The organism is Streptosporangium sp. NPDC051022 (genome assembly GCF_040683035.1).
In the GTDB taxonomy this organism is placed as follows: Bacteria; Actinomycetota; Actinomycetes; order Streptosporangiales; family Streptosporangiaceae; genus Streptosporangium.
This window is the reverse complement of the sequence record NZ_JBFBCF010000001.1, coordinates 1-25,105: the sequence shown is the minus strand read 5'-3', so window position 1 is coordinate 25,105 and position 25,105 is coordinate 1. Positions and strand designations below refer to the sequence as shown.

The 25,105-nt window shown below is 69.4% G+C and carries 24 protein-coding genes and 1 CRISPR repeat array (1 of these 25 cut by a window edge); of the genes, 11 read left to right on the top strand and 13 right to left on the bottom strand.

What is annotated here, in order from left to right; translation table 11 throughout:
- A CRISPR array of direct repeats spans positions 1-86; the repeat unit is 28 nt (it extends 490 nt beyond the left edge of the window).
- Positions 87-186: 100 nt separating this feature from the next.
- The 3 genes from AB0N02_RS00120 to AB0N02_RS00110 all read right to left on the bottom strand — a co-directional run bounded on the left by AB0N02_RS00120 (position 187) and on the right by AB0N02_RS00110 (position 1,638).
- Positions 187-396 carry a DUF397 domain-containing protein gene (locus tag AB0N02_RS00120; RefSeq protein ID WP_363940710.1) on the bottom strand — a complete coding sequence of 70 codons (210 nt, stop codon included), beginning with the start codon at positions 394-396 and terminating at the stop codon, positions 187-189.
- A complete protein-coding gene (locus tag AB0N02_RS00115) occupies positions 389-1,219 on the bottom strand; it encodes a helix-turn-helix transcriptional regulator (protein ID WP_363940708.1) in 831 nt (276 codons plus the stop codon). Before AB0N02_RS00115 ends, AB0N02_RS00120 begins: the two co-directional genes overlap by 8 nt.
- A gap of 152 nt (positions 1,220-1,371) precedes the next feature.
- The gene (locus AB0N02_RS00110; protein ID WP_363940706.1) at positions 1,372-1,638 is read right to left on the bottom strand and encodes a GntR family transcriptional regulator; all 267 of its coding nucleotides are present in this window, start codon (positions 1,636-1,638) and stop codon (positions 1,372-1,374) included.
- 881 nt (positions 1,639-2,519) lie between these two features.
- On the opposite strand from AB0N02_RS00110, the gene AB0N02_RS00105 reads away from it, so the two are divergent.
- The 3 genes from AB0N02_RS00105 to AB0N02_RS00095 are packed head-to-tail and all read left to right on the top strand — an operon-like array spanning position 2,520 to position 3,411.
- Positions 2,520-2,735, top strand: a complete 216-nt coding sequence (locus tag AB0N02_RS00105; protein ID WP_363940704.1) for a hypothetical protein — start codon at positions 2,520-2,522, stop codon at positions 2,733-2,735.
- Entirely contained in the window at positions 2,732-3,124 is a 393-nt protein-coding gene (locus AB0N02_RS00100; protein WP_363940702.1) for a hypothetical protein, read from the top strand. The genes AB0N02_RS00105 and AB0N02_RS00100 overlap by 4 nt, the downstream gene beginning before the upstream one ends.
- Positions 3,121-3,411, top strand: a complete 291-nt coding sequence (locus AB0N02_RS00095) for a hypothetical protein (protein WP_363940700.1) — start codon at positions 3,121-3,123, stop codon at positions 3,409-3,411. Before AB0N02_RS00100 ends, AB0N02_RS00095 begins: the two co-directional genes overlap by 4 nt.
- A 663-nt stretch (positions 3,412-4,074) precedes the next feature.
- Here the strand turns inward: AB0N02_RS00095 and AB0N02_RS00090 are convergent.
- Together AB0N02_RS00090 and AB0N02_RS00085 are read right to left on the bottom strand one after the other, a co-directional pair.
- A complete protein-coding gene (locus tag AB0N02_RS00090; RefSeq protein WP_363940699.1) occupies positions 4,075-5,466 on the bottom strand; it encodes an MFS transporter in 1,392 nt (463 codons plus the stop codon).
- A 61-nt stretch (positions 5,467-5,527) separates the two neighbouring features.
- Positions 5,528-6,139 (bottom strand): TetR/AcrR family transcriptional regulator, encoded by a 612-nt coding sequence (locus AB0N02_RS00085; RefSeq protein ID WP_363940697.1) that lies wholly within the window; start codon positions 6,137-6,139, stop codon positions 5,528-5,530.
- 81 nt (positions 6,140-6,220) lie between these two features.
- Between AB0N02_RS00085 and AB0N02_RS00080 the strand changes: the two genes are divergently transcribed.
- The gene (locus tag AB0N02_RS00080) at positions 6,221-7,528 is read left to right on the top strand and encodes a M14 family zinc carboxypeptidase (protein ID WP_363940695.1); all 1,308 of its coding nucleotides are present in this window, start codon (positions 6,221-6,223) and stop codon (positions 7,526-7,528) included.
- 252 nt (positions 7,529-7,780) lie between these two features.
- On the opposite strand, the gene AB0N02_RS00075 is transcribed toward AB0N02_RS00080, so the two are convergent.
- Positions 7,781-10,357: a S8 family serine peptidase gene (locus tag AB0N02_RS00075; RefSeq protein ID WP_363940693.1), complete on the bottom strand. Its 2,577-nt coding sequence runs from the start codon at positions 10,355-10,357 to the stop codon at positions 7,781-7,783.
- A 1,098-nt stretch (positions 10,358-11,455) separates the two neighbouring features.
- Here AB0N02_RS00075 and AB0N02_RS00070 point away from each other — a divergent pair.
- A complete protein-coding gene (locus AB0N02_RS00070) occupies positions 11,456-12,361 on the top strand; it encodes a DUF4429 domain-containing protein (protein ID WP_363940691.1) in 906 nt (301 codons plus the stop codon).
- A 142-nt stretch (positions 12,362-12,503) separates the two neighbouring features.
- Here the strand turns inward: AB0N02_RS00070 and AB0N02_RS00065 are convergent, their stop codons facing one another.
- Positions 12,504-12,917 carry a YchJ family metal-binding protein gene (locus AB0N02_RS00065; protein WP_363940689.1) on the bottom strand — a complete coding sequence of 138 codons (414 nt, stop codon included), beginning with the start codon at positions 12,915-12,917 and terminating at the stop codon, positions 12,504-12,506.
- 353 nt (positions 12,918-13,270) lie between these two features.
- Here AB0N02_RS00065 and AB0N02_RS00060 point away from each other — a divergent pair, with 353 nt between their 5' ends.
- Positions 13,271-13,645 carry an STAS domain-containing protein gene (locus AB0N02_RS00060; RefSeq protein WP_363940687.1) on the top strand — a complete coding sequence of 125 codons (375 nt, stop codon included), beginning with the start codon at positions 13,271-13,273 and terminating at the stop codon, positions 13,643-13,645.
- A gap of 243 nt (positions 13,646-13,888) precedes the next feature.
- On the opposite strand, the gene AB0N02_RS00055 is transcribed toward AB0N02_RS00060, so the two are convergent.
- Positions 13,889-15,661 (bottom strand): FAD-dependent monooxygenase, encoded by a 1,773-nt coding sequence (locus AB0N02_RS00055; RefSeq protein ID WP_363940685.1) that lies wholly within the window; start codon positions 15,659-15,661, stop codon positions 13,889-13,891.
- A 260-nt stretch (positions 15,662-15,921) separates the two neighbouring features.
- Between AB0N02_RS00055 and AB0N02_RS00050 the strand changes: the two genes are divergently transcribed.
- Positions 15,922-16,572 (top strand): TetR/AcrR family transcriptional regulator, encoded by a 651-nt coding sequence (locus AB0N02_RS00050; protein ID WP_363940683.1) that lies wholly within the window; start codon positions 15,922-15,924, stop codon positions 16,570-16,572.
- Between the two features lie 27 nt (positions 16,573-16,599).
- Here the strand turns inward: AB0N02_RS00050 and AB0N02_RS00045 are convergent, their stop codons facing one another.
- From AB0N02_RS00045 to AB0N02_RS00035, 3 genes are all read right to left on the bottom strand, one after another.
- A complete protein-coding gene (locus AB0N02_RS00045) occupies positions 16,600-17,553 on the bottom strand; it encodes a sensor histidine kinase (protein WP_363940682.1) in 954 nt (317 codons plus the stop codon).
- The gene (locus AB0N02_RS00040; RefSeq protein ID WP_363940680.1) at positions 17,550-18,374 is read right to left on the bottom strand and encodes an MEDS domain-containing protein; all 825 of its coding nucleotides are present in this window, start codon (positions 18,372-18,374) and stop codon (positions 17,550-17,552) included. The genes AB0N02_RS00045 and AB0N02_RS00040 overlap by 4 nt, the downstream gene beginning before the upstream one ends.
- A gap of 243 nt (positions 18,375-18,617) precedes the next feature.
- A complete protein-coding gene (locus AB0N02_RS00035; RefSeq protein WP_363940678.1) occupies positions 18,618-18,968 on the bottom strand; it encodes a hypothetical protein in 351 nt (116 codons plus the stop codon).
- Positions 18,969-19,246: 278 nt separating this feature from the next.
- Here AB0N02_RS00035 and AB0N02_RS00030 point away from each other — a divergent pair, with 278 nt between their 5' ends.
- Genes AB0N02_RS00030 through AB0N02_RS00015 form a run of 4 tightly spaced genes read left to right on the top strand, consistent with a single transcriptional unit; the run spans position 19,247 to position 22,296 of the window.
- Positions 19,247-19,930: a hypothetical protein gene (locus AB0N02_RS00030; protein ID WP_363940676.1), complete on the top strand. Its 684-nt coding sequence runs from the start codon at positions 19,247-19,249 to the stop codon at positions 19,928-19,930.
- 51 nt (positions 19,931-19,981) lie between these two features.
- Positions 19,982-20,650: a thymidylate synthase gene (locus AB0N02_RS00025; RefSeq protein ID WP_363940674.1), complete on the top strand. Its 669-nt coding sequence runs from the start codon at positions 19,982-19,984 to the stop codon at positions 20,648-20,650.
- A complete protein-coding gene (locus tag AB0N02_RS00020; RefSeq protein ID WP_363940672.1) occupies positions 20,553-21,245 on the top strand; it encodes an HAD-IA family hydrolase in 693 nt (230 codons plus the stop codon). Before AB0N02_RS00025 ends, AB0N02_RS00020 begins: the two co-directional genes overlap by 98 nt.
- A gap of 10 nt (positions 21,246-21,255) precedes the next feature.
- Positions 21,256-22,296 (top strand): pyridoxal-phosphate dependent enzyme, encoded by a 1,041-nt coding sequence (locus AB0N02_RS00015; protein WP_363940671.1) that lies wholly within the window; start codon positions 21,256-21,258, stop codon positions 22,294-22,296.
- 51 nt (positions 22,297-22,347) lie between these two features.
- On the opposite strand, the gene AB0N02_RS00010 is transcribed toward AB0N02_RS00015, so the two are convergent.
- Positions 22,348-23,805 carry a hypothetical protein gene (locus tag AB0N02_RS00010; protein ID WP_363940669.1) on the bottom strand — a complete coding sequence of 486 codons (1,458 nt, stop codon included), beginning with the start codon at positions 23,803-23,805 and terminating at the stop codon, positions 22,348-22,350.
- Between the two features lie 183 nt (positions 23,806-23,988).
- On the bottom strand, positions 23,989-25,105 hold a 1,117-nt coding region (locus AB0N02_RS00005), incomplete at its 5' end, for an HAD-IC family P-type ATPase (protein ID WP_363940667.1).

The window sequence follows — 25,105 nt, the reverse complement described above, 5'->3', positions numbered from 1 at the left end:
TCCCCACGCACGCGGGGATGGTCCCCGGTCGGGCAACATCTCGTTGATCGCAAACACCTGCTCCCTGCACACGCGGGGATGCTCACCCAACCGAGAAGACGCCTTGTTCCTCACGTGTGCGGAGATGACAATTCACTCCACGCGACGGAGGCGAAGCCAGATTTCCCTACCTCCGTGGATCCGCCATTACCTCTGAAGATCTCCGTGGCGGATGCCCGCCAGAAAGTTGCTCCAGGCAATCGGGGTGAAGGTCAGTGCTGGTCCGGAGGGATCCTTACTGTCACGGACGGCGACGAGGCCGGGAAGGTTGGTGGCCACCTCAACGCAGTCGTTACCAGTGCCGCTAAGGCTGGACTTGCGCCAGCGGGCCGTGGACAGGGCAAAGGAATCAAGCATGTCTACTCCTTGCTGCGATGAGGAAGGACGCGGACTCTTCGGGAGACAGGGCCACGCCAGCGAGGCGCTCGAACGTCAGCATAAGTCGCTTCACCTGGCTGGGCGCTTCTACGTAGATATCGCCTGCGGGACTCTCGACGTATCCGACGTCGGGATCGGCCTGCTCGCTGAAAGACAGGACGGAGAAAGCCCCTTCGAGCCCTCGGTGGAAACCTGCGTTGCGCGGAAGAACCTGGATCGTGACGGGTTCGCGGTTGGCGAGCTCTACGAGCGTCTCGATCTGCTCGGCCATGACCCCGGTGTGCTCGATCGGCCGCAGGACGGTCTCATCGATCACCACGTGCAACATGGGTGGGATGACCAGCGCGATCTTTCTTGCCATCCTGGCAGCAACGTGACGATCCATGTCTGACTTGCTGAGGTCCGGCCGTCCCGCTTGGAAAAGCTCTCGCGTGTACTTTTCGGTTTGGAGTAGTCCCGGGATCAGGAGTGGTTGCCAGATCCGAATCTCTGATGCCTCGGCTTCGAGCCCAATGAACGAGCCGGTGAACACGTCACTGTAGGCGGTCCACCAGCCACGCTGGCTGGCGTCCTTGGCGAGCTGGATCAGACCTGCCTTGGTGGAGGAGTCCACACCGTACAGATCACAGGCATTGGCGACATCAGTGCCGGAGACGTTGATACGGGCGTTCTCGATGCGATTCACCTTGCTCTGGGACCAACCAAGATGAACGGCGACCGCATCCACGCTGAGTCCTGCGGCCTCGCGGAGTCGCCGCAGTTCACGGCCCAGTCGACGGTGACGCACAGTGGGGGACTTCATTGGCATAGCGTTATTCTGCCGCTACTCTTTGTGAAAATTCTATGTGCATACCGCTTGCACATGTGCAGTATGCACGCCCATGATGTGTGCAGTAGCCACTCCCTCCACGGGGAGCACCGGACGGCAACCAGCAAGATCCCGGGAACCATGCCCTACCGATCCGAACTTTGCCCCCACTCCTCCGGAGGTCTAACAAATGTGCCCTTGCCGACGATCGTTTTGATCATGCCTTCGTCCTTGAGAATGCGCATCACCTTCTGGACGGTCACCCGCGCAACACCAAACTCCTGCTGGAGTCGATCAAGGCTCGGCACTGCCGATCGGGAGGGGTAAATCCCCTGCTCTATCCGGCTTCGCAGGACCTCATACATCTGCTCCCAAATCGTTCGATCCTGATCCCACTCCCAGTCCTGGCTCATGACCGGAACGCTAGGCGGGTGCAGTTTACCCCTGTTAGGCGACTCCTGATGCAGTCTGGTGCAGCACACTGCATCAGACTGCATCACCTTAAAAACAGACCCGCTGCCGGTCTCCTACACCGACAACGGGCCCTTGATCAGGAAGGCTCTCCTGACCGATGACCAACCCTAGTGCCCCGGTCCTGGACCGGCCGACGATCAGGGACGGCTGTGGCTGCTTCGCCGATGCCGTACCGCTGCCCATGGGATGCACGCTGTGCGGGCACGCGCCGTACGCACACGGCTGCCCCGACCTTCGCGTCGATCATGACTACGTCCAGCCGGACGGCGCGCTGATGGCGGCGCGGCTTCGGGAGCGACACCGCGCCGGGACGTGTCCCCTTCCCCGTGTCGAAGCGCCCGCCGAAGTGGCTCCGGTCGAGGTGGTCACGCTGGTGCCCGCCCAGCGCCGTCCCGAGTGGCCCGCCGTACGGACATCCCCGGCCTCCCCGGAGGAGCCGCTCGTCCCGAGGACCGCCCAGCCTTCGACGCCCGAGACATCTGTCCAGAACGAGCCGCTTCCGCGCACGCCCACCCTGGACACGCCTGTCCCGGCCGCGACGCCCGTACGGCCGTCACTGCCCAAGCGAGCGCCTCATCCCTTCCCCCGTCCGCGCTCCCGCCCCATCGGGCTGTCCCGGCCCGGCGGCTCGCGCCTCGGCAGCTCTCGTCCTGCCCGCGACCGTCCGCCCACGTCCCGTGGTCCCGGCCGGATCCGGGCCACCATCCCCGAGCCCCGACCACCCGTGTCGGACAGCGCACTTTCCGTTCACCCCATAAGCCGGGTTCGGCTGGATGTCTGCAGCGCCAGCCGAACCCTTGATCGCAAAGGAGTGCGACCCATGGAGAATGCTAGGTCCATCCCCACGAGCCAGGCGATCCCGGGCTGGCGGCTGATCCTCAGCGACGCCGGGCGTTTCTGGGCTCTCCGCCAGACGCCCTTCCCCGTTGACGCAGTACGGGCCGGGGCCGACCCCGCCGTGGACGCCGACACCTTCGCCGAGGTCCAGGCCGCCGTGGAGCAGCAGGAGGAGATCGCCCGGCGGGTGACCTCGTGATCGGGCTGCGTTCCTCCCGTCCTCCGGGACGTCACCGCAACGGACAGCCGCACACCAGCGTCCACCGCCGCCTGTGGGACGGTCCCGCCCGTGCCGAGGCTGAGCGGATGGAACGTTCCTGGCCCACCTGGCTGGTCCTCTACAGCCTGGGGAACCGCCGTTTCTACGCCATCGCCGGCTGGCCCGCCCCCGAGCCGGTGATCGTCTGCGACGACACCTCCGAAGGACTGGAGGAACAGATGCGCCAGCAGGAGACGGTCTTCACCTGGCAGGTACTTCCTACATCCTCGTCCCCGACCGGGCACGGCCACGTTTCTTCTCCGGCTCACGTCCCCGCTTCCCCCGCGCGGGCTGCCGTATCACCGCATCCCTACCGGAGGGTCGCATGAGCCCCGACCGGCCCGACTTCGCACGACGGCAGCAGTGCACCGCACTGGAGGAGACCCATCCGGACTGGCTGATCTTCCACGACGCCGGAACCGGAAACAGCGTCTGGAGCGCCTACCGTCGCACCTTCCCCACCAGGGAGGAAGTCGCAGTGGGCATCAGGCTCCTCATCATGGCAGCCACCGCCGAGCGGTTGGACGAGAAGCTGACGGCTCAGGCCGAACTCCTGGCCGCCATGCCCGCCCCGAAGCCGCCACCGACCATCCCTCGGTCCTTCCTGCGGTTCTGACCGACCCGGTACGGCGCCGCGAACCCACGGCACGCCGTACTCCCCTGATCGTGCGATCTGGGAAAAAGGGGCCTGGATCGCACACCTCGTGCGGTTCCCGGAACACACCGGGGAAGCGGGAACCGCGCGGGTCCGCGTCCGCCTGCCCCCAGGTCGATGCAGACCCTCGGTGCCCGGCCTGGGACCCCACACCCGGCCGGGCATCACTTCCTTACTCGCTAAACGCTAATCTGTCGCCAACCACACCTGCCCCCAGACAGGGTGCCCGAAATGTCCAAGTCATCGAAAGTGCTCAATTTTCACCCCAGCCGCCGATAAACCCGCAGCTCATCAAGTCTGCTCCCCGCGCACGCGGGGATGGTCCCGTCGCCTTCGTGTTTCCGTCAGAGAGCCTCTTCTGCTCCCCGCGCATACGGGGATGGTCCCTGCATCGACCTCATCGACGAGGGGCTTTCCGGCTGCTCCCCGCGCACGCGGGGATGGTCCCCAGTCCAGCGCGAACTCCTGGATGGACATGTACTGCTCCCCGCGCACGCGGGGATGGTCCCCCCACCGTCCAAGAGCTGCTGTGGCTGCCCGGCTGCTCCCCGCGCAGGCGGGGATGGTCCCCCTACACCCACAGTGACGGTAACCACCACCGTCCTGCTCCCCGCGACGCCGCCGTCAGGAGGTCACGGCGGTGAGGGTGGGTGAGGGGGCCTTGGGGCGGATGGTGAGGGCGGCGGCGATGGCTAGGAGGCCGATGGTGGCTGACAGCAGGTAGGTGTTGACGAAGTTCTGCTCCGACGGCATTCCGCCGGCCGTGCCCGCCGCCAGCAGCATCCCGCCGACCTGGGCGCCGAAGCTGCCGCCGATGCTCTTGGCGATGAAGATCACGCCGCTCACCCCGGCCGCGCGCTCGGCGGGCATGTCGGTGGCCACCACGTTGAGCACCGCCGTCAGCCCGATCGTCGAGCCGAGGCCCACGACCGTCACCCCGGCCACGATCTGCCACGGCGAGTCGTGCAGGAAGGCGAGCATGGCGGTGCCGCCCGAGATGAGGGCGCTGCCGAGTGCGAGGGTGGCCCGTCGGCCGAGCAGACGGGTCAGCGGGCCGACCAGCGGTGCGACGAGCGTGCCCGCGACGCCGAGGGGGAACATGTACAGGCTGATCTGCGTGACGGTGGCGCCCATGCCGTACCCGGTCTCGGCGGGAGCGGTCAGCATCAGCGGCAGCGCCACGACGAGCCCGAACGAGGCGAAGCCGAACACGAAGCCCATCGTGGTGGCCCCCGCCGCCGGGCGGCCGGCCAGCAGCCGCAGGTCGACCAGCGGGTCGCTCACCCGCAGCTCGACGATCAGCCACACCACCAGCAGGAGCGCCGAGGATCCGAGCAGGGCGAGGGTGCTTGGAGCGGTCCATCCGCTGCCGGAGGAGGTGGTCAGCCCCAGCATCAGCAGCGTGAGCCCGCCGCCGAGCAGCAGTCCGCCGGTCCAGTCGATCCGGCCGTCCGCGGCCCTGGGTGTCGAGGGCACCGTGAACCACGCCCAGATCCCGGCGGCGGCCGCGCCGATCAGGGTCAGCAGGAACATCCAGCGGAAGCCCAGCAGTGTGGTGAGCGGTCCGGCGAGAAGCAGGCCGAGGCCGCCGGCCAGCGCGGCGACACCGATCACCAGGCCGTTGCCGGTCGCGATCCGCTCGGGCGCCAGGGTGGCGCGGAACAGGCCGACGGTCAGCGGCAGCATGCCGAGCCAGACGCCCTGGAGCGCGTGGCCGACGATCAGCACGAGCAGGTTCGGCGCCAGGCCCGAGACGAGCGTGCCGAAGGTGGTGACCGCCATCACGCAGAGCAGTACGGTCCGCTTGTCGTAGAGGTCGGCCAGCCTCCCGACGACGGGCGTGCTGACCGCCGAGCTGATGAGCCATGCGGTGAAGATCCACGCCAGCTGGCCCGGTGAGGCCGCCAGTTCCCGCTGGATGAGCGGAAGCGCGGGCGAGATCATCATTTCGAGAAGCTGGAAGAATCCGATGAACATCACCGGCGCGCCGATGATGCCGAAGGTGGATCTGGACAAGGTCATCCTCTCGGGTGGGGGTCTTCCCGGCCTCGCGGTTCCCCCTGAACCCGTGGCCTGGCTATGCCGGGCCGAGCACTCTCGGTGTGATCAGAGCGTGCGCGACGTCGACGAAGTACTCTTCGGAGCTGCCCTGGAGGCCGAGGATGACGGTCTGGCCGAGGCCGGACATCGTCGCCTTCAGCGCGCGGGCCAGGCGCAGGGCCTGCCTGTGCGTGAGCACGGACCCGCCGCTCGCGCGGCCGGTGAACAGCGCGGCGAACGCCGTCTCCATGGAGGGGATCGCCTCGCCGAGCCTGGCCCGCAGCTCCGCGTCGTGCAGCACGAGGTCCAGCAGACGCCCCTCGAAGAGGAGCTGCCCGACGGCCTCGGGATCGTTCGCTATGCGCCAGAAGCGGCGGGCCACCTCGGCCACGATCGCCTCCAGCGACAGGTCGGGAGGAAGGCCGTCGACCAGGCTCGGGCCGAACTGGCCCGCGTAGTCGGTCACCATGGCGGCCAGCAGCCCGTTCTTGCCGCCGAACAGCGAGTAGATCGCGCCCGTCGTCAGACCGGCCCGCTCGGCGATCTCCTCCAGCTTCGCCCGTGAGCCCTCCCGCCCGACCACGTCGCGCGCGGCGTCGATAAGGGCACGCTTGTTGGCCTCCTTGCTCTGCGCCCTCGTCATCCTCATGGGCTCGTTCCTCCGTCTGGTTGCCGAAACGATAATTGGATTATTAGAGTAATTCAACTACTAGAAACGTGCGGAGGCCAGATGGACGTCGACAGGCACATCAGCCGGGTTCCCGACTACACCGCGTTCCCGACCGTGGACGAGATGCACGCCGAGCTCGACGAACTCGCCGCCGCCCATCCGGACCTGGTACGGCTGCGCCGCATCGGCACCTCACGCCTGGGCGAGCCGCTCCGCGTGGCCACGATCGGCTCCGGCCCCCGCGACGCGGTGATCATCGGCGGCCCCCACCCCAACGAGCCGATCGGGTCCCTCACCGTCTCCGCCCTGCTGCGGCAGCTCGTCGAGGACACCTGGCTGCGGGAGGAGTTCGGGTTCCGCTGGCACCTGATCCCCTGCGTCGATCCCGACGGCGCCAGGCTCAACGAGGGCTGGTACGTCAGGCCGGGCGACCGGCGCGCCTACGCCGAGCACTTCTACCGCCCGGCGGAGGCCGACCAGGTGGAGTGGACGTTCCCGCTGACGGAGGGCGAGCACTTCTTCGACCGCACGCTGCCGGAGACCGAGGCCCTGATGCGGCTGATGGACGAGGTCAGGCCCGCCTTCGTCTACTCCCTGCACAACGGCGAACTGCAGGGTGCCTTCTACTACCTCAACAGGAACGAACCCGAACTCGCGACCCGCCTGGCGGGCCTCGCGACCGGCCAGGGGTTGCCCCTGCACATGGGGGCCGCGGAGGTGCCGGGCGCGGTCCCGATCGGCCCCGCCGTCTACCCGACGCCCCTCGGCGCCGAAGTGGCCGCCGTCTACAACATCGGCGGCGGAAGCGTCGACTACGCGGCCTGCTTCGGCGCGCTGCACCTGGTCACCGAGCTGCCCTACTGGGCCGACCCCCGCTTCGGCGACGACACCCCCACCGGCCGCAGGTACAGCGAGGTCCTCGCGACCGGCCTCGCCGAAGAGCGCGGCCTGCTCACCGAGCTGAAACGGTCCGTGGCCGCGGTCGAGCGCGACCTGACCGTGCCCTCGCCGTACCGCCGCTCCCTGCTGAACTTCCTCACCGCCTACGACGGCCTCCTCACCGCGTGGGAGGCCCTGCCGGAGATCGACAGGCCTGCCACGGTCGCCGAGGTCGTCGACCTCCGGCAGCGCACGCACACCATGCGGCTCAGGTACGGCGGGACCTACCTGCGCATGCTGGACGCCGAACTCGCCGCGGGCAACCACACCCCGGCCATCCGGGCGGAACGGGCCGCGCTGGGCACCCGCTTCGACGCGTGGTTCGACGAGGCGGAAGCCGAGACCAACGCCACGCCCATCCCGATCCGCACGCTGGTCGCCGTACAGCTCGGCGCGGGACTCCTCGCGGCGGACTCCCTGATCAGGTGACACGACCGTACGGCCCGAGCGGAGCGATCCACCGCCGAGGGCGACGCCCCCGATCCGGTCGAGCGGGTCAGGGGGAGCCACTCGACCGGTTGGCCATCGCGATCCTGGATCGGGTGGGGGCTTCGTTGGATTGGCTTTGAAACACGAGTGTGAGGGTGTCCGGGGCGGTCGTTGTGGACCGGGGCCGGACACCCTCACCTCTGTTCACGTGGCCACGATTTCCTTCTGTGGCCACCTCTGGGAGTCAGTCGTCTAGGGGGTCAGGATGTCGTCGATCGCCGCGTGCAGGTCGGGGCGGGGGCCGATGTGGTGGGGGTCGCCGGTGGCCTGGGCCGTACCGGTCAGTTTGAGGGTCGAGCGGACCTGGCTCGTGGTGAGCACGCCGCTCGCGGCCTTGGCGACGCCCTGGAGGTCGGCCACCACTCCGGCGACGACGGCGCTGGCGCTGGAGGTGCCGTTGAAGTATGGCGTGTACAGCTTGTTGGGGTTGGTCTCCGTCGGGGTCAGGTCCTGGTAGCCGGGGATGCCCAGGGTCGCCACGCAGGCGCCGTAGCCCTGGATGTCCACGCGGGAGCCGTACGTCGAGAACGACAGCGCGGTCAGCTCGGCAGGCGGGGTGGAGCCCATGCAGTTCGTCCCGCCGGGGCTGGGCGGTGCTCCGGCACCGACGATGACGGCGCCGGAGTCGGGGCGGCCCATGAGGGTGGTGGCGTTGGTGTCGGTCGGGTCGTCGAGGTCGTTGCCGCCGTTGCCGGCCGCCTCGACCACGGTCACTCCGGCGGCGGTCGCCAGTACCGTCTGGTCGTAGATGCCGCTGTCCAGCTCCCACGGATACATGCGACCGGAGGTGTCGACCACCATCGCGGTCTCGTACAGGATCACGTCACCCGGGCTGGAGTGCGCGGTGGCGTAGGCGACGACGTCGGGGACGTCCGCGCCGGTCAGGTGCAGGGTGGCGTGCGGTGCGATGCCCGCTATACCGACCCCGTTGTCGTCCTGGGCACCGATGACCCCGGCGACGGCGGTGCCGTGGCCGACCCTGGGGTCGTTGGAGCACGGCTCGCCGAACAGGGACGGCGACTGGACCACCGCACCGGTCGCGACACGTCCGGCCAGGTCCTCGTGGCACATGTTCCACGCGTTGATCAGTCCGCTCAGCTGGGTCGGACTGGTCCGGGAGGTGGTGGTGCCGTCACCGAGCCGGCCGCTGCCGTTGGAGCCCCACACGTGGAACCACTGGCTGAGCTTGGCGACGTTGTGCACCGTGCCCGCCGCGATCGACTCGGCGGTCAGGGAGAGCGCGACGGGGCTGGTGGAGTCGGTGGTGGTGCCGTTGCCGAGCTGCCCCTGAGCGTTGTCGCCCCAGGTGTAGGTCGTCGAGGTGAGCGACGAGGTGGTGGCGGCGCTGTGCAGGGAACCGGCGGCCACCTGGCTGACGTTGGTCAGGCCGGAGACCGCGACCGGGGTCTTGCGGTCGGTGGTGGTGCCGTCGCCGAGCTGACCCTGGCTGTTGTCCCCCCATGCCTTGACCGTGCCGCCGGAGATCAGGGCCAGCACGTGCTCGCCACGGCTGCTGACCTGGGTGACGTTGGTCAGGCCGGACACCGCGACCGGAGAGGTCCGGTTGGTGAGGGTACCGTCGCCGAGCTGCCCCTGGCTGTTGTCCCCCCACGCCTTAGCCGTGCCGGTGGCGAGCACGGCGACCGAGTGTGCCGCTCCCGCCGCGACGGAACCGAACGCGGTGGACACGCCCGTGAGGCCGGGAACGGTGAGCGCGAGCGCGGAGTCCATGGTGCCGTAGCCGAGCTGGCGCTTGCTGTTGTCACCCCAGGCCCGGACGGTACCGTCCGACATCACGGCCAGCACGTGACCGGCGCCCGCGCTCACGGCCGTCGCGGTGGAGATCCCGGCGACCTGCACCGGAACCAGGCTGTCGGTGGTGGTCCCGTTGCCGAGCTGACCCTGGCTGTTGTCACCCCAGGCCCACACGGTGCCGTCGGACTTCAGCGCCACCGAGAAGCCGGTGCCGGCCGCGACGGCGTTGACGTTGGTCAGGCCGGGGATCTTCACCGGGACCTTCTTGGACGCGGTGTTGCCGATGCCGAGCTGGCCCTGGGCGTTGTCGCCCCACGCCCACACCTCCCCGCCTGACGTGCTCCACGTCACCATCAGCGAGTGGTCGTCACCCGCGGCGACCTTCTGCGCCCCGTACTCCGGGACGACCGAGGACTGGACCTCGATGTCGGTGACGGTGATGCCGTCGCCCTTGCCGCCGGTCTGCGCGTTGGCGTAGTCGGCGTCGACTCCGCCGCCCTGCACGGAACCGGTCGCGTTGCGGTACCTCTGGTGCGTGCGCAGCGGCTCGGTGGGGGATGTGAGGATCGGCCTGGCCTGGGCGATCTCCACCGACGGCAGGGCGTTCAGGTCGCTCAGCAGCGACTCGATGCCCTTGGGCACCGTGACGACGAACCACGAGTTCAGGTCGGGCAGCTCGCGGCCGACCCGCTTCTCCAGCTGGAGCCGCCGCTCGGTGACCTTCGTCTCCGGCGTCGACGACAGCGGCCTGATCGTCGCGCCCTTGTACCTGGCCAGCACCTGCTGGATGTCGGAGGCGTCGGACGTGCCCTCCGCGACCAGCTTCTGGCCGCGCAGCCGTACCTCCCGATCGGACTTGAACTTCACCGACAGCTGGGTCGTGGAGAACCCCTTGGGCAACGGCCCGTGCGTCCCCGGCGCGACCCCCTTCTCCTTGCTGTGGTCATAGGCGGGAGCCGGCTCGGCCGAGGCCGGTCCCATCGAGACCAGACCCGACAGCGTACCGATGGTCACAGCGAGTGCGGCGGCGGCGAGCCGACGTCGCGACGATCGAAAACTTCCACCATCCCGAGCAGTGGAGTGAGCTGACAACAAACTCTCCTCTGACGTCTTCCGCGACGCGCGAGTTCGGAGTCACACAATCAGTGACCCTGGATGTGCCGACCAGCAACGGAATGCTCCCCCGAGCATGTCGAACCAAGGTGTCGCTGACATTGGAAGACCCATTACCCGCACAGTCGGCGTGTCATGAAAACAACAGACCCGACGAGTCAGCATAGGCCGATCACCCATATAAAAATCAACTACTAAAAACGATTTACACGGTCGGCCATTAGGTGAACGCACGGAGTCATTACGTCGTTTCGCGAAGGGCCCCAAACTTCAACTAAAGGTGAATCCACATACGCTTGACAGCCCTCGGAGAACGTCATAGAAATGACGGCCCTCCGACGCCCCGCCATCCGCTGCACTCCGTGTCCACCTGGTCATAACGCGCCACCACGCTGCAGAGGCGGCGACCCGGACGGCGAACTCCCATTCATTTCAGCATTATTTAAAGTGTGCACTGAAAATGCGTTCCCCTTGATAAAATGGGGCACTCCCGCGAGACGGCGGCCTCCGGCGCCGGGCGAGACCGGGTGAGACATCCCGAGAAACGGGACACGAGGGAACACGCCACACGGAGAACCCCCCACCGCGCCGCTAGCGCGAAACCAGAAGCCCTCGGGGAACGAATGCGAAACGACACGGACCGGACGTCGTCCAGCGGCACGGACGTCGCGCCGGACACCGTTCGGAGGACCACGGAAACGCAGAGTGAACACGCCGGGGGAAATGCGGGAAAGAGGACGGCCCGCCGGTCGGAACACGCCGGGTCCCGCCCACCGGAGGCGTCCGAAAGACGTTCCCGCGACCGGAGTCCCGGAAGGCCCGGATCCACGGCGCACCGTTCGCGAACGGAGAGCGGCCGTGACGCACGGTGACGCCCCTGATCGGTGGACGTGATCACGCCGGGCGGTGCCGAGGTCGCCGGACGCGAGGTGTCACCCGGCCTCTCCTGACGGGACTTTCCCCATGAGCGGCGGCGATCAGGGCATTAGGCTGACGGACATGGCGGAGATCTTCGTCCCGGACGGATCGTGGACATTCGACGGCGAGACCCTCAGGATCGTCCCGGGCGGAGACAGAGGCGTTCATGAATTGCGCAAGCAGCTCGGCGAGCTGACGATCCCGCTCGCCGCGATCAGCAGTGTCTCCTTCGAGCCCTCACGCAAGGGCGGCAGCCTGCAGCTCCGACTGCGATCGGGCACCGACCCGCTGGCCGACGTGGCCGCGGGGCGGCTCACCGAACCCGCCGACCCCTACCGGCTGGCCGTCCCCAAGGACCGCGCCGGAGCCGCCTCGTATCTCGCCGACGAGGTGCGCACCTACCTCACGATGGAGCAGACGCCTGACACGCCCGCCGAGTCGTTCCTGCTTCCGGGCCCGGCCGTACCGATCTCCGCGACCGCGGGCGACGGCACGGTGAGCTTCGACGGCCACACCGTCCGGCTGGACTGGACCATGTTCGCCAAGGAGGTCAAGCGGGCGATGGGCTCACAGACCTTCGCGTCGCAGGACCTGACCGGCGTGGAATGGGCCCCGCAGTCGGGCATGAACTACGGCCGGCTCCGCTTCCACCTGAACGGCGCGGCCTCCGCCAAGTCACCGGAGGAGGACCCGCACTGCGTGTCCTGGGGCGTGCAGCGTTACGGCGGCTCGACCGTCCTGGTCGCCGCGGCCGTACTGGCCCGGCTGCCCCGTCACCCCCGCCGGCCGGCGGCACTGCCCCAGGCCCCCGCCGCGTCGGACGAACGGGAGACCCTGCTGCGCCGCCTGGCCGACTTGGAAGGACAGGACGCCACGCTGCGCCGTCTGGGAGAGCTCGGCGAGCTGTACCGCTCCGGCGTGCTCACCGACGAGGAGTTCGGCTCGGCCAAGCAGGCGTTGCTGCGCCGGCTCAGCGGCGACGGCTGAGACGACCGCCGGGCGACCGGCTCTTCCCTCAGTGGGCGGAAGTCCGCGAAACTCCCTCAGTGGGCGGAAGTCCGCGAAACGTCTCGTGGCCGGACGACGACGCCGGTGCGGCGATCTCTCCGGACAGTCGTTCCGGAGAAGCTCAGAGCGCCCCGAGATACGCCCAGGTACCGCCGTGCCTGACGAACCGGCTGTTCTCCTCCATCTCCCCCGCCGTGCCCCGATCCAGGTAGTGGGCACGGAACCGTACCGTCCCCTCGGTGTGCACGGCACTGCCGCCGGTGGTCTCCAGGACCTCCAGGCGCACCCAGCGCAACCCGCCACCGAGGTCGACGCTCTGCGGGCGGGTGGTCGGATGCCAGGTGCGCAGCAGATAGCCGGAGTCTCCGACGCTGAAGGCGCTGAACCGCGAACGCATCAGCGTCTCCGCGGTCGTGGCGGCGGCCTCACCCCGATGCAGTCGACCACAGCAGTCACGGTAGGGCGCGGCGTTCCCGCACGGGCATGAGGCGGCGGTGGTGGAGCGGAGCTGAGCGTGGGCTCGTCGTTGAGACACCCACTCATTCTGCCCGGTACCGGAACCCGGACTCGCGCACGGAACGAGCGCGAGATGGGCACGGAACGAGCACGAAACGCCCCCGGGAACGAGTACGAGACGGCCCCGCCGTACCCGCGCCCCCACGCGGTTCCCGGTGACGACTTGGGGATCCGCCGTTGTGATCTCCCTTGCGCCCCTTCTGCCCCTCGCTTCTCTTTCGCCCGACGGCTTACCGCACAACGATCAGGATGAACGCATCGAAATCATGTCAATCATCGTGGTAACCCCATCCCCACCGGCGGCGAGTACGAATACCTGATAGGACGGAGGGAACGCCCGCCCTGTGACCCGCGGGCCTAAGGAGTTTTCCCATGTCATCGGAGAGCACGAGCGCACTGTCCATCTCGGCCGGTTCGCGGGGGAACGCCATCGTGGTCCGGGCGGTGGGTGAGCTCGACTATGACTACGCGCCGATGTTCCGGCGGGAGCTCACCGAGCTCTGGGGCACCGGCGCGGGCGGCGCGCCCGCGCTCGTCCTTGATCTCACCGGACTCACCTTCTGCGACTCCACCGGCCTGGCCGAGCTGCTGTGGATGCTCCACCGGAGCAGGGAGACCGGCACCCACCTCGTCCTGGCGGGCGCGAATCGCACCCTTCGCCACATGCTGGCCACCACGGGGCTGCTGCAGTTCTTCGAGCTGTCCGCCACCGTCGAGGAGGCCCTGCGGGAGGAACAGGCCACGTAGGCCGAAAAGCGGCGGCGAGCCGGACACGCCCCGGAGAGAACGAGCCGGACGGCTGCGGGAACACCCGGTGGGCGGTGTGCGAGGAGACCTTGTCATCTGCGGCAGGAGAGAGGGGTGGCCGGGCTTCTGGTGCTCCCGGGCGCCGAACCCCCGTCCGTCTCTGAGGCCCGAACCGTTCCTCGCCCCCCGGCGGAGACCGCCGGGGGGCGAGGAACGGCGTAGAACACGGCCGGAGCCGGATTTTCAGCTCTCCCGCCCCGCGCGTCCCAGGAGCTTTCCGGTGACTTCGACCAGCCGGGCGGCCGGGTCGTCTCCGGAGTTCTGGGCGCGCCAGGCGACCATGTGGTCGGGGCGCACGAGGAGGGCACCGTCCTCGGCCACCTCGCAGATCGCGCCGTAGTCGCCGTAGCCGTCCTCGTAGTCGCAGCCCACGCCGATGGTGTGCACCTGGATGGAGACACCGAGCTCTTCGGCGACCTTGGCGGCCGCCTCGCGCCACACCTCCCCGCGAGGACCGGTGAGCAGGGTGAACGCTCCCTTGCCGCAGAGGTCGAAGAGCGGCACCCGGCGCTGGTTCCTGGTGAGCCAGACATGGGGGAGGTGCCGGCCCGGGTGGGCCGACGCGAAGTAGTAGATCTCCTCGTCGCGTGGCGCGGTCGGCTCGGTGGCCCCTTCGGCCAGCACCGCGCCCGACCGGTAGTGCTGGTTCAGCTCGACGCCGTGCGCGTTGAAGCCGATGAGGGTGGACTGCATCGCCTTCTCGAACGCCCGGCGACGCTCCGTCCCCTCCGGCGTCCGAGCCTCCAGCTCGCCGACGGCCTTGGCCATGGAGTGCTCGTCGGGGGCGGCGGGCAGCTGGAGCGCCTGGAAGAGCGAGGGGATGTACCCGTTGCTCTTCCACGCGCGCTCGACGATCTGCTCGGCCACCGGGAGGCGTTCGTCCCGGTAGGTCTCCAGCAGCGCCGGGGAGGCCTCACCGCGCAGGACGAGCGCGAGCTTCCAGCACAGGTTGTAGCTGTCCTGGATCGAGGTGTTCGAGCCGAGCCCGTTCATCGGGGGGTGCCGGTGGACGGCGTCGCCCGCGCAGAACACCCGGCCCTTCATGTTGTCGGTGGCGTAGACGTGGTTGATGGCCCAGATCGAGACCGATTCGACCTTCACCGGGATGCTGTCGTCGCCGATGAGCTGGTGTGCGATGGACACCGCGTCCTCTTCGCTCAGCTCCGGAGTGCCGGCCGACTCGTCGTATCCCCAGACGCCGATCCAGCGGTCCCAGGGGCGCACCATCCGCAGCACGCCGATGCCGAGGCCGTCATGGCCGGCACCGGGCTGGATGAACCAGTACATGTCGCCGGGGCGGTGCTCGGCGAGATGGGTGAGGTCGGCCTGGAAGACGATGTTGATCGAACCGCCGAGGCCCATCTCGCCGACCAGCGGCAGGCCGAGCTGTTTCATCACCTGGGAGTTGCCGCCGTCGGCGCCGATCATGTACTTGCTGCGGATCCGGTACTCCGCGCCGGTCAGCCGGTCTTTGACCCGCGCCGTCACACCCTCGTCGTCCTGGGTGAAGTCGAGCAGTTCGGTGTTGAAGCGGACGGAAGAGCCACGGGACGCCGCCGCGTTGACCAGGATCGGCTCGAGCTGGTCCTGGGGCAGGTCGCAGATCGAGCAGGGGCTTGCCAGGTCGTGCTCGGCCTGGAAGTGGGGGTGGGTGTACCAGGTGCGCAGCCGTCCGAGTTCGCGCCCGGCGAGGCTGGTGGCGTAGACGTGCTCGCCCATGAGGTGCTGGGGGGTCGCGGCCGCGGTCGCCTGGGCCTCCAGCCCGAGGTCGCGCAGCACCTCCATGGCTCGCTGGTTGGTGATGTGCGCCCGGGGGGTGGTGGAGACGCCCGGGTACTTGTTGATCACGATGTTGGCGACGCCGTACGTGGAGAGCAGGGCGGCCGCGGCGGCGCCGGCCGGGCCTGCGCCCACGATGAGGACTTCGGTCTCGACGGCCGAGGACAGGGTGGTCATGTGTGTTCCTTGATCAGTTGGCGATTGCGGACACGCCGCGAAAGTCCAGGTCGTTGGCGGTGCCGACGCCGCCGGGCCGGTAGCCGATGATCGCGGCATCGGCGTCGAAGTGCTCGGTCATGAGGTGCGCTGCTCTCGAGGGGATGGGGTGGGCCCAAGGAACGAGATAGAGTTTTGTACCGAACGGCCGGTTCGAAAGTGTGTGATGCAGCTAATGTCACCGAATACACCCTTGTCAAGCCCCCCGTAGACTCGACCTTGTGGAGACCTCCCAGCACACCCTCAACAAGCGGGGCCGCCGCTCACGGGAGGAGATCCTGGACGCCGCCTCCCGGATGATGTCCGCCCGCGGCTACGCCGCCACCAGCCTCGCCGACCTCGGCAAGGAGACCGGACTGCCCAAGAGCGCGATCTACCATCACTTCAGCTCCAAGGCGGGCCTGCTCGCCGCCGTCATGGAGCGCGGCGCCCGGGACTTCTTCGACGACCTCGACCGCGGCCACGCCCTGCTGCCCCCCGGCGGCACCTCCCGCGAACGGCTCGGCTGGTATCTGCGCCGCACCGGCGAGGTCTTCACCTCCCGCCAGGATTTCCTGCGGCTTTTCATCCTGCTGAAGATGAGCGAGGAGGCCCCCGAGGCCGCCAGGATCGTCACCGAAGTACGGACCGAGGGGGTCGTCCACATGCGAAACATGATCAGGTCGGCGTTCGCCCCCGAGGGCGAGGAGATCGCCGGCGCCGTCGCCGACGCACTGGCCGGCTTCGGTGTCTCGTCCTTCGACGGCGCGTTCGTCGCCGTGCACGCCGACCCCGGCCGCACCATGGAGGCCGAGATGGAGCTGGTCATCGAGGCCATGGCCGCGCTGGGGGAGGCGCGGGTGGCCGCCCTGCGCGCGAAGACGGGCCGCTGAGCGAGGCGGGACGGAACAGGGGGACGGTCAGGGCGTGGAGAGCTTGATGTGCAGGCGGATGATCGTCCCGGTCTCGGGGGTGGAGCGGATCTGCACCAGGTCGCACAGCTGATGGACCAGCCACATGCCCCGGCCGTGCAGTGAGTGGGGAGTGGGAGCCCTACGGCCGATCATGGGGTCGGATATCACCCCTTCGTCGCGGAACTCGCAGACGAGCGTGCCCTGCTGTACCCAGGTGCGGAGGGTCCCGTGCCCGCCGCCGTGCGCGATGCTGTTGCCCGCCACCTCCGTGACCGCGACGAGGGTCTCCCGCAGCCGGTCACCCTTCAGCCCGTACGGCGCGGCGCACGCGACCACCTTGTCCCTGACCGCCGCGAGATCCCCCCTGGTGTAGGCGAACTCCTCGAAGGGATCGCAGGACGCCTCCAGCTCGTCCCAGGTGAAGGGTTCCTGGACGAAGTCCGGGCAGGGCAGGTGGCTCCCCTCCCGCAGGGAGAACGGGTGGCAGCGGTTGATGGCCCGCATGGCCTCGGGGGTGATCGTGTCGGTGTCGTAGGGGCAGAGCAGCCACCAGGCGGGCGAGCCGGTGAAGGCGAGGTTCAGCAGCCACTCGTGGTAGCGCAGTTCCTCGATCTCCGCGGCGCCCCGCCCGTTCCAGTCGGTCTCGCCGATGCCGCGCACCGGCCTGCCCTCGCCCGCCCGCTCGCTGATCCAGCGCTGCCAGGCGGGGATGAGCCGGGCGGGGTTGCGGCCCAGCGCCGAGGCGTCCATGAACACCACACCCGGGTCGGAACCGGTCAGCTCCTCACGGAGCATCCGCTCCCGGTCCTTCGGCACGGACACCAGAACGACCTCGCCCGCGGCCAGGGCGTCGTCGATGAAGGACAGGACCCCGGTGAGGAACTGCGCCTCGCCGGAGTAGGAGTAGATCTCGTGGCGGAGGCCCGCTGCTTCCGCCACGCCGGTGGCCTCGGTGGTCATGGCGTCAGCTCCACGGGTATCTCGTAGCTGCTGTAGCCGAGCATCTCCCAGCACGCTCTCACTGTCGGGTTCGCGCCCTCGATCATGATCCGGCGAACGGATGTTCCCGTGGCGGCCTCCGCCAGCGCACGCATTCCGGCGGCGTCCATCAGCTCCAGCTCGTCGAGGCGGAGCCGTAGGACCGGGGAGAGCACCGTCGCGGCGGCCAGGGCCGCGCCGAACGCCGCGGCTCCGTCGGAGTCGACCACCCCGCACACGGTCCAGCTGCCGGGGCCCGAGTGGAACATCCGAAACGACGGTCCAGAACGTCCGGTACCCAGTTCGCGGGGGTGCACACACGCCACGTGGTCCAGCGTGGCGGCGCCGAGACAGTCACGGCCGTAGGCGCAGACCATGATGGCCGCGCTGTCGGCGACGAGCTCGTCCAGCCGCAGCTCGTGGTCGAGCAGCGCGCTCGCGTCGGCCTCCGGCGAGACGAGCTGGTCCATCACGGCCAGCACGCGAAGGGCCCGGTAGCCCTGGCGTCCCGCCCGGTCCGCCTCCCGCCGTACGAGCCCCAGCATCGAGCCCAGATCGGGCGTCGGGCCGTCACCGCGGACCAGGCGCGGGTCGACGACGGTCGCGTCCCGCAGGGCGCCCGCGGGCGGGCAGAGGGGGTCGAGCAGCGATCCGACAATGACCACCTTGTCGCCGAAGAGCTCACCGTCGGCCAGGAAGGCCGAGGTCGCGGCCGCGTATCCCTGAAGCGGGTCGACGATCCAGCACACGTGCTCGCCGACGTCGACCAGATCGAGCGTCGGCATGACGCCTGACTTCCGCACCGCGAACCCACCTCGCCCTCGCTGCGACACCCCCGGCCGTAGCCTACTGTGCCCCCGTGGGCGGACCGGTTGCCCGCAAACCGTACGGTGCCGGGGAGAGGAAGGGCGCCGGGGAGGGAGAAGCCGGGCCCGAACAGCCACGAACACCACGAAAACGCATGGTCGGCGGCCCGGGCGACCGCGGTGGGCGGAAAGGCCCCTTGAATCCGCCGAAACGGACCCTAGGACTCCAGGAAGCGGACCCTAGGACTCCAGGGGGATGACGTCCTCGTCATAGGCGGCCATGAGGGCCGCCGCCACCTCGGTCACGTCCAGTTCCACGACGATCTCGTCTCCCGAGGCGACGCCGCGGTCCGAGACGGCCAGACCGATCAGCGCCAGCGACGCCGCGCGGTCGCGGAACCGTGCCTGCTCCGGCGTCTCCTGCCCCGCCTCCCCCTCCTCGTCGCGCTCCCACGCGGCGATCGCGGCCCCGGCCAGGTCGCGAGAAAGGCGGAGGCTCAGTCGCGTGACCTGGGGGCCGAGGAAGCGGCCGATCTCGGCGAGGATCGCCGAATCCTGGCGGTACCTGGTGTACTCCTGGCTCTCATCCACATCCCGAGCCTACGCAGACCGCTTTTCTCGCCGTCGCCCGGTACGGCTCATCGTCACCTCCCGGCACCGTTCGCCCCTTTTCGGCGCCATTCGTCACATCCGGCGTCGTCCGTCCCCTCCCGGTCTCCCACCCGCCTCCCGGCGGGGCCCGAAAAATTCAGAGATACACGTTCGGTAAATCTCCAGCGAAAATCCAACGGGTAGGTCAAAATCTTCTTACCCGGGGTAATCCACTATTTCCTGAAAGTGGGGTCCCGATGCGGAAAATGGTCCCACGAATGACCGCGGACGCCCTGCCCGAGAGGCTGGACGGGCTGCCCGTGGAACCCCGGGAGTTCGTCCAACTGGTGTCCGTGGACTTCGCGGGAACCTACAACGTCTATCTCGCGGCCAAGGAAGAGCGGCTCAAGATGACCAGGCTCTCCATGAGCCTGCTCGCCGCGCCCTTCGCCGCCACGATCGCGCTGGCGAGCACGAAGGTGATCGACCCCACCACCCTGACCGCGTGGGCCAGGGTCCCGTGGTACCTGTTCGCCGTGATCGCCGCCTTCGGGCTGCTGAGCGTCCTGCCGTTCCTGCGGCTGATCGAGGCGGTGAACGCGCACATGCGGACCGCGCGGGCGCTCAACAACTTCCGCCTGCTCTACGTGGTGCAGCTCAAGGACCACTTCTCGGCCCTCGGCTGGACCCCCAACCTGCCGGTCGATCCCCGCTATCCGGAGACCTACGCGCCACTCGCCTGGCCGGGGATCAACGTGATGATGCTCGCCCTCGTCAACGGCGTCTACATCGCCGTGGGCGTGCTCGGCCTGGCCGGTGTCAGCCCCAACGCGGTGCTCCTGACCGTTGTCGTCGGACTGCTCGCCCTCGTGCACTATCTCGTGTACTACGTCCGCGCCAACGTCTCACGACAGCGCAGACTTCCCCGCAATCCCTTCCATTTCCCCAACGTGGAGACCTGAATGCCCGACTTTCTCAGATTCGTGTCTTGTGGGGAGGCATGGATCTGGTTAATGCGACACGTGATGACCAACGGCGGGCCCGCCGAAGACGATCGGGGACCGATCGTCGAGGCCCCCGCGGTACTGTTCGAAATCGCGGGACTCGGCTGGGAGGACCCGATCCTGCGCGCCTACGGCGACGCGGGAAAGATCCCGCTGTACAGCAGGAAATTCAGCGAGAACACGATCGTGCCGCCGTTCAAGTACAGCTACGGCGGACGGCTGCGCCACTTCCTCGGCGTCGACCAGCTCCGCTGGGTGGCCGGGGTGCTGCGCGCCAAGCCGTACTCCAAGAGCGGCTGGATCTCGCTCACCGCCCCGGGCGAGCCCTCCGACGCGGTGCCCTGCCTGACCAGCCTGGCCTTCCGCCTCCGCGAAGGGCGGCTGGTGACGACCGCCGCGTTCCGATCGCAGAACGCGTTCACGTCCTACCTGAACTACGTGCCGCTGCGTAGTATCCAGAGCGAGGTCGCGGAGAACCTCGGGGTGGGCTGTGGATCGATGCGGGTCTTCGTCGACGTGCCTCACGTCTACGTCACCGACGCGGCGGCGGTCGAGGAGATCCTCCGGCTGTCGGAGCGCGATGAGGTCGGCGAGGGAAGACCGGTATCGGGTCCTGCTCGTCGACTTGGACGGGACCGTGGTCGACTACGCCCGGACGGAGCGCGGTGCCCTTCATGAGGTGCACCACCGGTTCTTCCGGATGGGCCGCGCGGAGTTCCTCGCGGCGTTCCACGCCGCCAACGAGCCTCTCTGGGCGGCCTACCGGGAGCACCGCATCACCCTCGCCGAGCTGCGCCTCGAACGCTGGGCCCGGATGGGCGCCCTGCCCTCGGTCGCGGCCGCCTTCGAGGAGGCGCTCGGCCGGAACGTGACCCTGTTCCCCGAGGCCAGGGTGGCGCTGCGGCGGCTGTCCCGGCGCTTCAGGCTGGCCCTGGTGACCGACGGCATCGCCCACGTCCAGCGTGCCAAGCTGCGCCGTACCCGGATCGGCGGGTTCTTCGAGCACGTGGTGATCGCGCCCGAGGTCGGCCTGCGCAAGCCGGACGGGAAACTGCTCCACCACACCCTGGGCCTGCTGGCCGCCCGGGCCCGTGACGCCCTGATGGTCGGCGACTCTCCGGCGAGCGACGGCGGCTGCGCGCGGGCGGCCGGGGTGGACTTCTGCTGGGTGAACCGCACCGGAGCGTCCCCGGCCCCCGGTGTCCCCGTCCGCCGGACCGTCACCGGCCTGGCCGCCGTCTGCCCCGGTGCCCCTCCCCGGCCGCGGGGATAGATTCGTCGCCATGTGGGCGACCGAGGCGATCGAACGGCTGGACGGCGAGGCGGCACCGACCCCTCTGATCGACTTCCCCGTTCCCGGGCTACGGCTCAAGGACGAGTCGGCGCATCCGACGGGCACCCTGAAACACCGGCTCGCCAGGGCCCTGTTCCGGTACGGCGTCGCCTGCGGGCGCATCCGCGAGGACACGGTGGTCGTCGAGGCCACCGGGGGCGGCTCGGCCGTCGCCCAGGCCTACTTCGCCCGGCTGCTCGGGCTCCGGTTCGTCGCGGTCATGCCGGGCGACCCCTCGCCCGAGCGGGCGGCGCCGGTCGAGGAACTCGGCGGGGAGTGCCGGTTCGTCAACCCACCGCTGGCGATCTACGACGAGGCCAGGCGGCTGGCCGAGAAGCTGGGCGGCCATTTCATGGACCAGTTCGCCTGGGCCGAGCGGGCGATCGACTGGCGGTCCGAGGGGCTGGCCGAGGAACTGTTCGCACAGGTGGGAGCCGGCCGTCCGGCGGACTGGGTGGTCGTGGGCGCGGGAACGGGCGCGACCGCCGCCGCGCTCGGCAGGCACATCCGCCTGCACGGCCGTACCGCCCGGCTCGCGGTGGTCGATCCGGAGAACTCCGCCTACTTCCCCGGCTGGGCCTACGGCGTCGCCGACTACGGCACCGGCATGCCGTCCAGGATCGAGGGCATCGGGCGCCCGCGCCTGGAGTCGGGGTTCGTCCCCTCGCTCTACGACCTGGTGGTGCCGGTTCCCGACGCCGCGAGCGTGGCCGCCGCCCGGCTGGTCCGCTCGGTCACCGGCCTGCCGGTCGGCGGTTCGACCGGCGCCAACCTGTGGGGAGCCCTCGAACTGGTGTCCCGGGGCCACGAGGTCGTGACGCTCGTCGCCGACGCCGGTCCGCGCTACCTGCGGACCGTCCACGACGACGGATGGGCGGCGGGCAAGGGCCTGGCCCCCCGGCCCTACTCGGCGGTTCTGGAGCGTTTCCTCACCGACGGAGTCTGGACAGGACGGGATGGCGTTCCCGGCGACCCGGCGAACGACCGATGACCCCGGGGGCCGGTCTCCCGGCCCCCGCTCCCGGGGCGGAGGAGAGGCCGGTCAAGCTTGCCTGACCAGGACGGGGAAGCCGTCGGGCAGTTCGTTCCAGCGCAGGCCGGGGTTGGCGGCGCGCAGCGCCTGCTCGGTGACCCCGTGCTGGGCGGCGATCTGCGCCGGACTCTCCCGGGTGCCGTCGGGGAGCACCAGCAGCATGTGCTCCCACCAGCCCGGCACGTTCATCCGCGGCGGCAGATCGTCGGCTTCCACCCCGGGATTGGCCTCCAGCAGCGTGCCACGCGCCACCCCGGTCCGCTCGGCGAGTTCCTCCACGGTGGTGACACCCTCCGGCACCGTGACGGACCCGCGCATACCGTCCGGCAGAGGTGCCAGTTCGACACCCCGCGGGCTCAGGCCGATGAGCTCCACGTGCCCCTGGAAGAAGACCGCCGCCAGTTCCTCCACGCTGAGGGGGCCGACCAGGTTCTCGACCCGCTGGGCCATGGGCGCGTACTCCTGCTTGTAGGCGTAGGGCGTGGGGCCGTAGATGTTCGGATCGGGGCCCCTGCCCGGCGCCGCGCCCGATTCCTCCACACCCGCCCGGTAGGTTTCCGGGGTGGCGAGCACCTCGTCGATCACCATCTTGGTGAAGAACTCGCAGAACCCCTCGGCGAGGGGAATGTCGAAGGCGGTGCCCAGGCGCGCCGCGGCGAACCGCGGATGCTCCCTCGTGTGGATGCACTCGTGCACGATGCGCTTCCAGAACTGCCAGCGGAAACGCTGCCGGGCGGCCACCACCTCGGGTGACGTGTCCCGGCGCGAGAGGGGACGGCCGTCGGCGTCCGGATCCCACACGAAGGTGTTGATCAGCAGTCGCGGGTCCGTGACGTTCTCGGGTGCGCCGACGAAGGCGAATCGCCCGAACCGCACGAGCGCCTCTCCGCTCTCCCGCAGTACGGCGGGCGCGAGCTCGGTGAGGAAGAACCTCTCCTCCTGGGAGCCCGGTGTGATGTCGAAACCGTGTTCCCTGGCCCATCCGCCGATGTGCTCGTCCCCGCTGATCAGGAACCGCAGCGTGAGCGTGGCGCCGAAGCGCGGGTCCAGGAGGGACCGATCCTTCAGGTCGCAGGCGTCGAAGAGGGTCCGGTCCGCGCCGGAGGCCCGGTAGGTCATGGCGGCTCGCTTCGCCGCGACCTCCGGCGAGAGCGCGGCGTGCGACGTCCACTTGGCGACCACCCGGTCCACCGCTTTCCTGCCCTCCTCCGCGATGGTCTCCGCCTCCGTCATGGGCATGAAGTACTCGTCCCGATCGGGGCCCTTGTAGAGACGCTCTCGCTCCGCGATGTGCAGGTAGTGGTCGTCCAGGTACTTCAGTTTGCCCGCGGTCTCCTCGACGATCGCCGCGATCAGCGCCTCGCGGGCGAGCCCGGCCCGCTCCGTGACCACTCCGGCCACGTCGGCCGCGCCGTCCCAGACGCTTCCCCCCGGAGAGGTCGGAAACAGATCGGAGCGGATCTGCATGTGTGTTTTCCGGTCGGGTCTGTACCGTCCTGAGGGCATTTCGCGAACCTCCGCATTCATGACGTATCGGCGCACGCTAACAACGCCCGCTCAACGAACGATCACCAATAGATTGAGGGCGTCACCGCGGATGACGCGTCCGGCGGAGGCCGTGGGAGTCCCCGTCCGGCTCGCCGGTCGTTCTCACGTGAAGCGGCGGAGTCTGAGGCTGTTGCTGACCACGAACACCGAGGAGAACGCCATCGCGGCCCCGGCGATCATCGGGTTGAGCAGCCCGAGCGCGGCCAGCGGCAACGCCGCCACGTTGTAGGCGAACGCCCAGAACAGGTTGCCCTTGATCGTGGCCAGCGTCCGGCGCGACAACCGGATCGCGTCGGCCGCCACCCGCAGGTCACCGCGGACCAGGGTCAGATCGGCCGCCTCGATCGCCGCGTCGGTGCCGGTGCCCATCGCCAGCCCCAGATCGGCCTGAGCCAGCGCCGCGGCGTCGTTGACGCCGTCGCCGACCATGGCCACCGTCCGGCCCTGCTCCTGCAGCCGCTTGACCACCTCGACCTTGTCGGCGGGCAGCACCCCGGCGATGACCTCCTCGATGCCGACCTCGGCGGCCACCGCCCGGGCCACCGTCTCGTTGTCACCGGTCAGCAGCACCGGCCTCAGCCCCAGGGCGCGCAGCTCGGTGATCGCGGCGGCGCTGGTGGGCTTGACGGTGTCGGCCACCGTCAGCACCGCCCGGGCCCGGCCGTCCCAGCCGGCCACGACCGCGGTACGGCCCCGCGCCTGCGCGGCGGCCAGCGCCTCTTGAAGGGCGGCCGGCAGCGGCCAGCCGGCCTCGGTCAGCAGGGCGGGCCGGCCGACCAGCACGCTGTGCCCCTCCACGCTGCCCCGCACCCCGAGCCCCTCCAGGCTGGCGAAGTCCCGCACCCGCGGCAGCTCGCCGGCCCGCTCGGCCGCGGCCCGTGCCACGGCTTGGGCGATGGGGTGCTCGGAGGCGTGCTCCAGCGCCCCGGCCAGCCGCAGCACCGTCACCCCGTCCACCCCGTCCACCTCGTCCACCCCGCCCCCACCGGTCTCGCCGATCTTGCCGGTCTCGTGCGTCTTTTGCGTCGTCTCCTGCGTCCGCGCCGCGTTCGTTGCCCCGGCCGGTCCGTGCGGCCCACCGGGGGTGGGAGTGTCGGTGGCGAAGAGGGAGGTGGCGGAGGCGATGGTGATGATCTCGGTGAGGGTCATCCGGCCCTCGGTGACGGTGCCGGTCTTGTCCAGGACCACGGTGTCGACGGCGCGGGTGGACTCCAGCACC

Coding starts and splice junctions, on each gene's coding strand:
- AB0N02_RS00110 (WP_363940706.1), bottom strand. CDS start 1,638: ATGAGCCAGGACTGGGAGTGGGATCAGGATCGAACGATTTGGGAGCAG.
- AB0N02_RS00055 (WP_363940685.1), bottom strand. CDS start 15,661: ATGACCACCCTGTCCTCGGCCGTCGAGACCGAAGTCCTCATCGTGGGC.
- AB0N02_RS00025 (WP_363940674.1), top strand. CDS start 19,982: ATGCGACACGTGATGACCAACGGCGGGCCCGCCGAAGACGATCGGGGA.
- AB0N02_RS00060 (WP_363940687.1), top strand. CDS start 13,271: ATGTCATCGGAGAGCACGAGCGCACTGTCCATCTCGGCCGGTTCGCGG.
- AB0N02_RS00010 (WP_363940669.1), bottom strand. CDS start 23,805: ATGCAGATCCGCTCCGATCTGTTTCCGACCTCTCCGGGGGGAAGCGTC.
- AB0N02_RS00020 (WP_363940672.1), top strand. CDS start 20,553: ATGAGGTCGGCGAGGGAAGACCGGTATCGGGTCCTGCTCGTCGACTTG.
- AB0N02_RS00085 (WP_363940697.1), bottom strand. CDS start 6,139: ATGAGGATGACGAGGGCGCAGAGCAAGGAGGCCAACAAGCGTGCCCTT.
- AB0N02_RS00045 (WP_363940682.1), bottom strand. CDS start 17,553: ATGACCACCGAGGCCACCGGCGTGGCGGAAGCAGCGGGCCTCCGCCAC.
- AB0N02_RS00080 (WP_363940695.1), top strand. CDS start 6,221: ATGGACGTCGACAGGCACATCAGCCGGGTTCCCGACTACACCGCGTTC.
- AB0N02_RS00015 (WP_363940671.1), top strand. CDS start 21,256: ATGTGGGCGACCGAGGCGATCGAACGGCTGGACGGCGAGGCGGCACCG.
- AB0N02_RS00105 (WP_363940704.1), top strand. CDS start 2,520: ATGGAGAATGCTAGGTCCATCCCCACGAGCCAGGCGATCCCGGGCTGG.
- AB0N02_RS00030 (WP_363940676.1), top strand. CDS start 19,247: ATGACCGCGGACGCCCTGCCCGAGAGGCTGGACGGGCTGCCCGTGGAA.
- AB0N02_RS00070 (WP_363940691.1), top strand. CDS start 11,456: ATGGCGGAGATCTTCGTCCCGGACGGATCGTGGACATTCGACGGCGAG.
- AB0N02_RS00115 (WP_363940708.1), bottom strand. CDS start 1,219: ATGAAGTCCCCCACTGTGCGTCACCGTCGACTGGGCCGTGAACTGCGG.
- AB0N02_RS00095 (WP_363940700.1), top strand. CDS start 3,121: ATGAGCCCCGACCGGCCCGACTTCGCACGACGGCAGCAGTGCACCGCA.
- AB0N02_RS00120 (WP_363940710.1), bottom strand. CDS start 396: ATGCTTGATTCCTTTGCCCTGTCCACGGCCCGCTGGCGCAAGTCCAGC.